The organism is Streptomyces durbertensis, from assembly GCF_014156695.1.
In the GTDB taxonomy this organism is placed as follows: domain Bacteria; phylum Actinomycetota; class Actinomycetes; order Streptomycetales; family Streptomycetaceae; genus Streptomyces; species Streptomyces durbertensis.
On record NZ_WMLF01000166.1, the window covers coordinates 1 to 10,840 of the forward strand.

Genomic DNA, 10,840 nt, shown 5'->3' on the forward strand with positions numbered 1-10,840 from the left:
CCCACCACTCGCGCGTGACCCCGCCCCCATGCCACCGCGCCGGCGCGTACGGCCGCGTCGGCGACGACCACACCCGCCCCCTTTCCACCACCACGTCCCGCGCATACGGCGACCGATGCCGAGGCAACGTCACCACCGCCTTCTCCCCACCGGCCGCCACCGCGCCCGCAGCCCCCGAAGGTCGGAAGCCCTCTCCCCTTTCCGCTGCCTGCTCCACTGTCCGGCGCGCTCGCCACCACCCCCGCCGCGTCAACCACCGCACGAGACGTCCGCTCTCCCTCATACCAGCCCACCAGTCCGCCGCCGGGCCGCCGGAAGATCGGCCTGCCGCACCTCCGCCATGGTCGGCGGCCGCAGCTCGGAGACATGGGCGTCCCACCGCTCCCTGGTGGCGACCGACCGCATCGTCACCTCGTGCCCACGGCACCGCACCACCGCCCCGACCCCGTCGTGCCGCCGACTCCACAACGGCACGTCCGGCCCCGACACAAACCACCGTGCGAGCACCCCGCACAGCACCACGTCGGCAAGCTCGACAGCCTCTTCCGGCACCACCGCACCCGGCAGGCCGACCAGCGGCCGCCCGCCGCCACCAGGCACCAACACGACCGTGCCGGTCACCCCCACCAGATCGAACAGGCCCCGCAGCCGGTCGCGGGCTTCCCGGGCCATGAGCCCGGCGTCATCGGGTCGCGTCATCTGGCGCCCTCTCCGTCCTCGATCGTCGTCGCTGTACGTGAGTACATGTGAACCATCGGTATGACACGGCCTGATGGCACGGGCTAGCGTGATACCTGATCGATCGGGTATCACCACGACTACGGAGGTGTGGGCGTGGACGCACGGCATGCGGACGGGTCTCCGCTGAGCCCCGACGCCATGATCGCCCGGCGTCTCAGACAGCACCGCGAAGCGCGGAACCTCAGCCAACGAGCCCTCGCCGACCTCGTCGGCTACCCCCAGAGCTACATCTCCCGCGCCGAGAACCAACTCCAGCGCATCGGTGACGGCCTCGCCGAGGCCCTGGACGAGAAGCTGGGCACGAACGGCGAGTTCGTCGCCCTCCTGGAGATGGCCCGAGCCCTCCTCATCGAACCCGGCGCCCGCAACGTGGTCGCTCGGGAGAGCGAGGCCATCCGTGTCCGCGTCTTCACCAGCAGCGTGATGCCCGGTGTCCTCCAGACCGAGGCCTACGCCCGAGCTCTCCTGCGAGCCGGCCTGCCGCACGACTCAGCCTCCGAGACTGAGGATCGAGTTGCCGCCCGCCTGAAACGCCGCACCAGGCTGTTGGACCGACGCGACCCGCCTCTCTACCGAGCCGTGATCGACCAAGCCGCGCTGCTGCGGCCAGTCGCCGGACCGAAGGTGATGTCCGACCAACTCCGCCTGCTGCTTTCCTTCCAGGACAACGTCCACGTCCGGATTCAGATCCTTCCGCTCACCGCAGGGGAACACGGCATGATGGGCGGTAGCCTGAACCTGCTCGACCTGGAATCGGGCGGCACCCTCGCACTTGTCGAGAGCTTCCGCACAGGCGAGGCGATCGAGGCACCGCGCGAGATCGTCGAGTACGAGGAGCTGTTCGAGGCCGCCAAAGAAGCGTCGCTCTCCGTCGACGATTCCGCGAACCTGTTCACTCGATATCTGCAGGAGTACGACAATGACAGACTCCCCCCGCTCGGGTTGGCGCAAGAGTAGCTACAGCGGAGCCGACAACGGAGCGTGCGTAGAGGTCGGTTACGACAGCGTCGACATGGTCCCGATTCGGGACAGCAAGCGTCTCGACCTGCCTCACATAGTCGTTCCGGCGGACGCGTGGTCGACGTTCGTCAGCCACCTGAAGCGATGACCGACTCGACCCGCGCCGAATGGCGCAGGAGTAGCTACAGCGGCTCGAACAACGGGGCATGCGTGGAGGTCAGTTACGACCGCGCGGACATCGTTCCCATTCGTGACAGCAAGCGTCTCGACCTGCCTCACGTAGTCGTCCCAGCCGAGGCATGGTCGACGTTTGTCCGTCACCTGAAGCGATGACCCGCACCCCGGCCGAGATCCGAGGCGCGTAGCACCCACCGTGCCCACGCGCCTGAGTACACGTACTCATCCCAACTGCGTTACGCACACCTCCCGTTCCTCGAACCGAACAGCCACCATGAGCCCGTGCTGCTCGCCCGCCCGGCGAGCAGCACGGGTTCTCCGTGTCGAATGGGTCGCATTCGCACGATTCCCAGCGGATGTCCGAATGCGGCCGATCTTCGGTGAACGCTCAACTACATCGCAACTCCACCGTTGGACACGCCACTTACCGGCTTCGAGAGTGTCAGTAGCAACCAGTAGCATGAGCACTACAACAAGATGGTCAATAGTGGGGGGAACACGAGCCATGGCGCTCGCACGTGAGCAGAGAGGTGGTTCCGGGGGGAGCCGCGATCTTGAGATCTCCGACGAGGCACTGTCCGCGCTGCGCAAGCGCGTTGACGCGGTCACACGGGAGCTTCGCGGCTCGGCGGCCTCTGAGGCGAAGCTGAGGGACCAGGTCATCGAGCGAGCCGCCTACAGCGGCCCCGGACTTGCCGCCGCCGACCAGCTCGCCAAGCAGTACGACCGTGCCCGTACAGAGCTGGAGCGCTACACACGCATCTTCGGCGAGCAGATCGAGGCCCTCGCCATCGCGATCCAGATGGCTCAGAAGGGCTACAACGGTGTCGAAGCCGAGCAGCGTGCCCGCTTCGCCGAGATCCAGCGCAACGCCGAGCGCTACTACCGCGCACCCGCCCCGCCTGCGCTGGGCACGGACAAGGCACCCGTGGGCACCGGCAAGACCGTCACGTTCGACGACGACTGACAGGGGGAGGCAACGACATGGCAGCCGACAGCTACGAAGGCATGACCCACGAGCGCCTGCACGCGCTCGTCGCGAGCGGCAAGCCGGACTCGATCCGGACCCGTTCAACGGCCGTGGAACAGGCTGGCGAGAAGATCGGGGAGATCGCGAACGACCTCTACCGCATGATCGAGCGCACCGACTGGAAGGGCCAGGGCGGCGAGGCGATGCGCAACTGGGCCCGCTCCTTCTGCGAGGAGGGCATCCGCCTCTCGGCCTACGCCCAGGAGGTAGGACGCGGCCTGGCTCTTGCGAGTAGCGGCCTGTCCGACGCCAAGGCAGCCATGCCCAAGCCGCCCCCCGCACCAGTGGTGCCCCAAGCCCCGCTCATGGAAGTCTCGGTGAAGCAAGGGGAGCGCGAGGAGGCCCTCTACGTCATCAGCCGCCTCAGCTCCTACTACGCCACCGCCAGCGACGATATCGCCAGCGCCAACAAACCCAACTTCAAACCACTGCCGCCGGCAACGCCACCAGAGGTGGATCAACAGCCCGCCGGCACGGCATCGATGGCCTCTCAGGGGGCACACGGCGCAGCATCGCCGAGTTACGCCGCACCTGTGTCAAAGGGCCAGCGGGCCGCGAACGTGCCAGGAGACCGGTCTGAGGGGAACGGTGGGGATGCCTCTTCTCCTTCACTCTCGAGGGATGGCAACACTGCCTCAAGAATGAGTCCTGCGAGGGAAAGCGGTGCGTCGGGCTACGAAGCGAGCGGCCGAGACGTGGGCGCCGCGTATGCAGAGAAGGTTCAAACCGGGCTTGATTCGGCTGCTCCTCCCGTAACGGGACCGATGCCCACTACATCTGCTCCGCCTGGAGGGAACCCTACTGGACAGGGGCCCGTGGCAACATCTCTGCCAGTCGCTCCGGTGCCAACTCCAGCAGCACCACGAGCTGACGGGCGTACAACCATTCCCGGGGTTAGACAGGGAAGTCAGCAGGGTGTCCTAGGACGCTCGGTAGACCAGGCGGGCAGGGTGACAACTGGCGGCCGACCTGGCGGCCCGCCAGCCAGCGGAATTGCCGGTGGGAGCCCTCGGCCGTCCCCCACGCAGGGATCCTCGGGCGGGGGACTACCGCGAGGCACCGTTATCGGCGCCGGCGGGGGCGGAGGTGCAATGGGCGCGGGTGGAAGGACCGTAGCCGGCTTCCCACCTGCAGTGGGAGGGAGTATGGCGCCTCCGCGTGCGAGTGGGTCTCCTGGGCCCCAGGGGGCTCGTAGCCGGGTAGCTTCACCAGGAGCTGTATCGAACGCCTCTTCAGCCCGTACGCCTTTTACAGCGGGAGGTACAGGTCTGGTGCGAGGCGCCCCTACCACCGGCGCGCCAGTGGCGACCACACCGGCGAGGGGAAGTGATCGGCGAGACTCGGAGCGCCGTCCTGACTATCTCAGGGAAGATGAAGAGACGTGGAAGAGCCGTAGGAACGTTGTGCCGCCAGTGATCGACGGATAGACGACCTACTCAACGCAAGGAGCATTCTTATCATGTTCGGCACTCTCCGAGGGCGACTCAGGCACGCAGTAGTTGTTCTGCTTGCCGCGCTTTTCAGTATGTCGAGCGCCTCGTTGGCAAGCGCCGACGCAGGATCTCCTCGTGGTAAAGAGTGGTATCTGGATGCTCTGAAAATGGAAGAAGCCTGGTCCCGAAGCAAGGGGGAGGGCATGACAGTGGCGGTCATCGACAGCGGAGTCGACTCATCGTTGCCAGAACTGCGTGGCCGGCTCCTGAGAGGCCGAAGCTTTGATGAGCGTGCGCCTGATCCGCACGAGGACAGCCACGGCCATGGAACGACGATGGCGGCCCTTGTTGCAGGTACGGGCCAGTCCGGCGGAATGCGCGGGCTTGCGCCTGAGTCCAGAGTCCTGCCAGTCAAGTGGGAGATGAGAGATGGCATGTTCTCGCCGGGATACGAGAAGGCCATTGACTACGCGGTGGATCAAGGCGCCAAGATCATCAACCTGTCGTTCGGAGCACCTATCTATCCCGGCCCCGAGGTTCAGAGGGCAGTGGACAGAGCGAACGATAGAGGGGCTCTCGTCTTCTCTTCCGCAGGAAACACAGCAGTGAAAGGCAACGAGAAGTCATATCCGTCTGATCTCCCGGGTGTTGTCAGTGTAGGAGCGGTCGGGCCGAGCGGGAAGGTCAGCGACTTCTCGACCTATGGAGGGTATGTATCGCTCTCCGCGCCGGGCGGCGACGTTGCTGTGCGCTGCCCGAAGAACGCGGGCTGGTGTACAGGGGGTGGGACGAGTGCAGCCTCCGCTCTGGCCTCCGCCACTGCCGCGCTCATCTGGTCGGCGAACCCCGACTGGACCGCGAACCAGGTGCTCCGTGTGATGATCGACACCGCCGGCCGGCCAACTGAAGGCAAGGTGCCGAGTCGCTACGTCGGCTGGGGCGTCATCCGCCCCAAGGTCGCGCTGACCCGCGAGGACATCGACCCCGGCGACCCCGACAAGAGTCCCCTCTTCTCCAAGTACTACGCGAAGAAGAAGGCATCGGAGTCCCCGACGCCCGAGTCGGGCGAGGAGCCGGACGACAGGGCCACCGGCGACGACCTCGCCGCCGACAAGTCACCCAAGACAGGTGCCACAAACGGCGACACTGCCTCCGACGGCTCCAGCAACACACCACTCATCGCGGCCGGCGCCGGTGCGGCGCTGCTGTTCGGCGCCGTGGCGACAACCGTGCTGCTCCGCCGCAGGCGGACCAGCTAGCACCACGCCCCAGAACTCGGGGCGCATCCGAATCCATCCACACCACCCACGAAACGGGGATCTACTCATGGCCAAGGGCGTGAAGCTTGATGACGCGCAACTCCAGCAGATCATCACCAAGATCGACGGCACGACCGGTCGGCTCGACACCTACGTGAAGCAGCTCGACAACCTGGTCGCCTCGCTCGGCCCGGCGTGGAGCGGCGAGGCCGCCACCGCCTACCGGCACTCCCAGACCCAGCTCAACGCCGACCAGCGCGCACTCGCGAAGGTGCTCCGCGGCATCCGTGCCGCGATCGAGGAGACCAAGCGCTCCCACGGCACCAACGACTCCGACATCGCCGCCGGCATGCGGGGTATCGGCGGTGCGAGCGGCGGCACGGGCGCCGCCGGCGGCGGCCCCACCTCGGGCATCGCCGGCCTCTGACGCCGACACCTGCCACCCACTTCCCTGATACGAGAGCGAGAACAAGCATGAGCATCGGTGTCGACTACGCCGGTATGGACAATGTCGCGACGCAGATCCGCGGCGTCGCGCGCAAGCTGCAGCAGGACCTGGACCAGCTCCGCCTGGACGTCAAGAAGGTCAGCGCCACCTGGGAAGGCGAGGCCCAGACCGCGTTCCAGTCCGCCGAGGCCCAGTGGGACCGCCGCGCCCAGAGCATGCAAAACATCCTCGAAAGCGTTGCCAAGCGCGTAGAGGCCGCCAACGCCAACTACCGCACCACCGACAACCGCGCCGCCCGAGGCTTCGGCGGCTGACACGTTGAAGTCGTCGTTCAGCGGTGAGGGCCGGGCCCATGGTCTCATTCCATGGACCCGGCCCTTCGATTAACTAGCGACAAGAAAGGAAACTGATGTTCGAGGCGAATGTCTCACCAGGAAACGATGATGCGGCTGAGAAAGCACCCGCTCGCATGAATCTGGCCGCACTCGTGGGTTCGGGCGGTACGGATAATGGTGCAGGCTCTCAACCAGGAAACATCTTCAGGGTTGATCCGGACACACTTCGAGCAGTGGCTGGAAAGATAAAAAATAAGATTGAGCAAGATGTGCAAGGCGCCGGCAAACACGCGACTGGGTCAACCGATTCAGCCTGCCGAGAGTTCTCCTCCTGGAATTTTGGCGCTTCACTCAAAGCGGCGCAAGGGCAGTGGAGGGAGAAGAACAAGCACCTCCGCGAAATTCTTGCGAAGGAAAGGAATGCGATAGAGCTAGCAACGAAGTCTTTCCGGCACAATGAGAGTGTCATGACTGAGGATTTCACACTCGTCAAGCGAGGGGGGAATGGGCCACTTTTTCGGTCCTCTATACCAAATCTTGACGGACGGCAAGGCTAACGCTTGCGTAATGGTGAACGGGCAGGAAGAGTAGTACGGCATGGTTAAGTACGCGGACGCAAAGTACGTCGACTACAGGAAGCTGTCTTCGGCTGCTGAGAGCTGGGGGCAGATGGCACGTAAGTACAGTATGGCTGTGAGAGCGTACGAGACTGACGTCAAGGGGAAGCTTGAGCGCAGCGGCTGGCGGGGAGACTTTGCGAACGCGGCACGTGTCAACATATCCGATACATGCAAAGAGATTGAAGCTGCAGAATCGGAGGCGCGAGCGGTGGCCAGCATTCTGCGCGAAGGATCACGCAAGCTCGCTTCGCTACTCAAGGAACTCGATGCTAAAGAGGCGGAGATCAGGCGGGCAGGCCTCCATGTTGCAGCCGATGGGAAAGTCTGGGGCACTGTCACCCCGAAGCATGTCGGCGAAAGTAGAACGGCGAACGCTGCCGAGTATCGGCAGCAAGTGCTGGACCAGCAGATGGCTGAGTTGAATGCGCGTATCCGTAAGTGGCAGCGAGAACTTGATGACATTGTTCGCCGCATCGGTAATTTCGATACCGACCTCAAGGTATCGCTGGATAAGGCGACGGCGCCAGGCGGTTCAGGAACCGCACCGCGCTTCAATGGAAATGCGAGCGCCGATCTGGAGCGTGTAAAGATCAAGCGGGGAAATGAGCTGATCACGAGGCTAAACTCGGGCGAACCTCTGTCTGCCGGAGAGCGAGAGGAACTACGTGCGATCAGCGACGACGCAGCCCGTGATAGAGGGCTGAGTAAACGGTTCCTGAACGCGGTGGGCACAGATTCCTTTCTCAGACTCTCCGGCTGGCTCCAGTACATGAAGGCAACCGAAAAGGGCAACACCCGCGCAGACTACGCCGAGATAGCGAAGAACATGGCTGGCGTCTTGGCGAGCGCGACAAGGAAGGAAGACGATGCGCGAGAGTGGGCTGCCAAATTTAAAGAGGTGGGCACTCGTGCTTACGAATGGAATGAGAACGGTCGGGCCGCGAATCCGTCCGTTGTGGGGGGCGGCTATAGATACTCTCTCAAAGGGTATCAGGCCTTGATGACGATCGTGAAGGAAGGAGAAGGATACTCCAAGCACTTTCTTCACATGGTCGCCGATGACATACGAGAGGCTGAGAAGAACGATCGACGTGTTTGGGTAACACATCCGAGTAGGTACCCGCGTGGGGCTGCAGTAGATCCCCTTGACGCGGCTCTAGGTGCTATGGCGAAGGAGTCGAAAGCTGCCACTGGCTATTTCACTCCTGAGCTTCTCGAGTACATGGACAGCCGCGAATGGAAGGTTCTTGAAGCCAACGGTATGGTCGGAGGGCCTGACGCGAAGGAATCTTCTGACGCGCGGCAGGGTTTTGGGAAATTCCTCGAGTCGGCAGCCACAGGAAGGCCTGCGGGTGTAGAGGCACCTGATGGCCGAGCTGTCCACTCGAAGGACGAGATTGAGGTCTTCTCAAGTATCGTTCAGCACTACAGCAAAGATGATCATCCTGGGATGCCGTCAGCTCTGCAGCGGCCCATCAGTCGAGTGCTGTCAGACTATTCGGAGAGCATCTACGAAATAGTAGGCAAGTGGAAGACAACTTCTACTAGTGCCGAGCTCCCCCTTAATGTCTACCAGCTGAAGTCGATGATATCTGCGGTCTCTGCTGATCCGGTAGCGCATCGTATCGTCCTGAACTCTCAAGCGGCAGAGATCGCAAGACAGTTTGATAAGAATTTGGATGAAAGTGACTTTTCTGCAGAGAATGGCTACAAGTCACGGGCTCCAGAACACGCCAGGGTGGCAGGAACTGTACTGGGGGTGATCGATGAGGCGCGAGCCAATGCGATCGGGGCAGATCTGGTCCGATCGCTTAAGGAGGCGGACCTGAATAAGCTGAAGGCATACCATGCGGCAGGCGCGATCATCACTCCAATACCAGTCGTTGGTGACGCTATGCAGCGGGCACTCGACAGTATTCTTTACGCATATACTGAGGGAGCTAAGGAGGAGTTCGAACAGGCAAAGGAAGGCAAACTCAAGAAACTTCACAGGCATGGTATTGAAATGCTGCAAGAGCTAATCAAGGCTAAGGCGAGTCAGTACCCTGGAACACCTGAAGATACTGCCTCTGGTCGCCAGAGAGCACTCAATCACGGATTGGATGCATATAACACTGGTGGGGGAATTATGGAGAAGAGCCGTTGAGTCCTGGAACAAATCTGAGGAAAAGCGCTGTGGTGGCTATAGTCAAGAATAAATTCATCGTTGCGACGGCTGTGGTGGTGATTTTCGCTATAGGAGCAGGTGGCTTCCTTCTTTGGCGAGGGGGGCAAGAGGGTCCTCAGTCGAAAAAACTGTGCTGGGGGAGTATCTCGGTAGAGGACGTGGAGGGGGTTGTCGGCATATCTAAGGCATCAGTCGTTGGTCGCGAGATAGCGTTGACGCGTGACGGCTGGCAGCAATGCAATGTGAGGATAGGTTCGGATCGCACTCTCGCATTCACGATCAGCATCGATGGGATCACGCAGAACTGGCCTTATGCGCACAGGTATCTGTATGACCGTCAAACGATCTACGGGACGGCGCTTCCAATTGGTGGCGATCTCAGCGGTTGGGTGAGTGAGAGGAATGCCGGGGTATGGTTGCCCGATAGCTGTGCTGAAAAGTTCAACACCGGAGACCACCCGGTAGCGCTTCATCTTTCCTTCGAGCAGTCTTATGAGCAGAGAGGGGACGTGAATGCACTACGGAAGCTGATGGTCAACTTGGCGGTTGCTACCGCGGAGCGCGCTGGATGCTCCGAAGAGGGCTATGGAAGTTATGCGAATCGACTGAAGCGAAGTGAGTTTCGCGAAGTGCCTGAGGGGAAGGAGTGTGGACTCAGGAGACTCGCGATAAGGAGGAGCGCGTCGCAATCCCAGTCTATTGTCAACTACATCGCGGGTGACTTGGGCTCGACGTGGAGCTGCCTCCTTGCCGTTGAGGGAGAAAGAGGAAGTGAAGATCCTGTCACCATGACTGCGTTCACGTTGACGGGTGCCTCTCAGGTATTGGAAGATTACAAGAAGCGCACTGCGGGCTCGCTTGTCTCTGTGGGAAGCAGAGAGAGCTGGGGTGAGTGGGTTTATCCCAAGAACGCGGGGAGTGTGATCATGCGCTGTCAAGGAAGGGAAGTGCTCATGGCAATGGAGTACCCCTATGAACAGACAGATGACAAGCTCAAGATCGCATCTCAGCGGGCTACCTCTCAATATCTCAAGAAGCCCAGAAGCATCTTCAACTCCTTTGTTGCTTCGGTGAGCAGCAGGCTAGACTGCCGCCCCGTGTCTCCATGATCTGTGTTGCAGCTGGCCCGTGATATCCAGTCTGAAGCCGTTCGGTCTTCGGGATCAGGGACAGGTTCATGCGATGTGCCGGGGCTGTCGCGGCCATGTTGCCAGAAGCCCAGCCGGGCACGACGTCGTGGCTGCGCCAGGCGGCCCGGCCGGTCAGCCGGGGCGGAGCCGGTCCCGGGCTTGCACTGTGTCCTTCCCTGAAGAGGTGGGTGCCCGCGCTGGATCGAACAGATCATTGCTGCGTCCGTTCGGGCACTCGTAGCACTCCGCCCGGGGCCGTGACAGTCCCCCAGCGCTTCCGGCCTGCGGCCTCGCGCAGCCTCATCTCCACGGCCTTCGCCTCGATCTCGTGCGCTCCTTGGACGGAGCACAGGATCAAGCGAAGGCCGGCTGCATTCGGCGACTGCCCAGCTGAGCTACCCAGTTCAAGCCGCCGTTCGAGCCGAGACGTTAGACAACAAGCTCATGCATGCCCGCGTCATCATTGGTGCTTCGAATGCGCTGCAAGGAAGCCCGTGACCTATCGGGGGCCAACGGCTGTTGGAAGGGTCAGTGTTGTTC

11 protein-coding genes are annotated in these 10,840 nt (G+C 62.4%); 10 read left to right on the forward strand and 1 reads right to left on the reverse strand.

The window, feature by feature from the left end:
- Positions 1-279: 279 nt before the first annotated feature.
- Positions 280-699 (reverse strand): hypothetical protein, encoded by a 420-nt coding sequence (locus tag GL263_RS13260; protein ID WP_182855883.1) that lies wholly within the window; start codon positions 697-699, stop codon positions 280-282.
- Positions 700-834: 135 nt separating this feature from the next.
- Here GL263_RS13260 and GL263_RS13265 point away from each other — a divergent pair, with 135 nt between their 5' ends.
- The 10 genes from GL263_RS13265 to GL263_RS13310 all read left to right on the forward strand — a co-directional run bounded on the left by GL263_RS13265 (position 835) and on the right by GL263_RS13310 (position 10,279).
- Positions 835-1,698, forward strand: a complete 864-nt coding sequence (locus GL263_RS13265; RefSeq protein ID WP_182855884.1) for a helix-turn-helix domain-containing protein — start codon at positions 835-837, stop codon at positions 1,696-1,698.
- Positions 1,661-1,849, forward strand: coding sequence for a DUF397 domain-containing protein (locus GL263_RS13270; protein WP_182855885.1), 189 nt, complete (start codon positions 1,661-1,663; stop codon positions 1,847-1,849). The genes GL263_RS13265 and GL263_RS13270 overlap by 38 nt, the downstream gene beginning before the upstream one ends.
- Entirely contained in the window at positions 1,846-2,034 is a 189-nt protein-coding gene (locus tag GL263_RS13275) for a DUF397 domain-containing protein (RefSeq protein WP_182855886.1), read from the forward strand. Before GL263_RS13270 ends, GL263_RS13275 begins: the two co-directional genes overlap by 4 nt.
- Positions 2,035-2,383: 349 nt before the next feature.
- Positions 2,384-2,845: a DUF2563 family protein gene (locus tag GL263_RS13280; RefSeq protein WP_182855887.1), complete on the forward strand. Its 462-nt coding sequence runs from the start codon at positions 2,384-2,386 to the stop codon at positions 2,843-2,845.
- Between the two features lie 1,522 nt (positions 2,846-4,367).
- Positions 4,368-5,600, forward strand: a complete 1,233-nt coding sequence (locus GL263_RS13285) for a S8 family serine peptidase (RefSeq protein ID WP_182855888.1) — start codon at positions 4,368-4,370, stop codon at positions 5,598-5,600.
- 67 nt (positions 5,601-5,667) lie between these two features.
- Positions 5,668-6,027 (forward strand): WXG100 family type VII secretion target, encoded by a 360-nt coding sequence (locus GL263_RS13290; RefSeq protein WP_182855889.1) that lies wholly within the window; start codon positions 5,668-5,670, stop codon positions 6,025-6,027.
- A 47-nt stretch (positions 6,028-6,074) separates the two neighbouring features.
- Positions 6,075-6,362 (forward strand): WXG100 family type VII secretion target, encoded by a 288-nt coding sequence (locus GL263_RS13295; RefSeq protein ID WP_182855890.1) that lies wholly within the window; start codon positions 6,075-6,077, stop codon positions 6,360-6,362.
- A gap of 95 nt (positions 6,363-6,457) precedes the next feature.
- Entirely contained in the window at positions 6,458-6,940 is a 483-nt protein-coding gene (locus GL263_RS13300) for a hypothetical protein (protein ID WP_182855891.1), read from the forward strand.
- Between the two features lie 40 nt (positions 6,941-6,980).
- Positions 6,981-9,149, forward strand: coding sequence for a DUF6571 family protein (locus tag GL263_RS13305; RefSeq protein WP_182855892.1), 2,169 nt, complete (start codon positions 6,981-6,983; stop codon positions 9,147-9,149).
- Positions 9,150-9,181: 32 nt separating this feature from the next.
- Positions 9,182-10,279 (forward strand): hypothetical protein, encoded by a 1,098-nt coding sequence (locus GL263_RS13310; protein WP_182855893.1) that lies wholly within the window; start codon positions 9,182-9,184, stop codon positions 10,277-10,279.
- Positions 10,280-10,840 lie beyond the last annotated feature (561 nt).

Coding starts and splice junctions, on each gene's coding strand:
- GL263_RS13275 (WP_182855886.1), top strand. CDS start 1,846: ATGACCGACTCGACCCGCGCCGAATGGCGCAGGAGTAGCTACAGCGGC.
- GL263_RS13285 (WP_182855888.1), top strand. CDS start 4,368: ATGTTCGGCACTCTCCGAGGGCGACTCAGGCACGCAGTAGTTGTTCTG.
- GL263_RS13280 (WP_182855887.1), top strand. CDS start 2,384: ATGGCGCTCGCACGTGAGCAGAGAGGTGGTTCCGGGGGGAGCCGCGAT.
- GL263_RS13305 (WP_182855892.1), top strand. CDS start 6,981: ATGGTTAAGTACGCGGACGCAAAGTACGTCGACTACAGGAAGCTGTCT.
- GL263_RS13290 (WP_182855889.1), top strand. CDS start 5,668: ATGGCCAAGGGCGTGAAGCTTGATGACGCGCAACTCCAGCAGATCATC.
- GL263_RS13260 (WP_182855883.1), bottom strand. CDS start 699: ATGACGCGACCCGATGACGCCGGGCTCATGGCCCGGGAAGCCCGCGAC.
- GL263_RS13270 (WP_182855885.1), top strand. CDS start 1,661: ATGACAGACTCCCCCCGCTCGGGTTGGCGCAAGAGTAGCTACAGCGGA.
- GL263_RS13300 (WP_182855891.1), top strand. CDS start 6,458: ATGTTCGAGGCGAATGTCTCACCAGGAAACGATGATGCGGCTGAGAAA.
- GL263_RS13295 (WP_182855890.1), top strand. CDS start 6,075: ATGAGCATCGGTGTCGACTACGCCGGTATGGACAATGTCGCGACGCAG.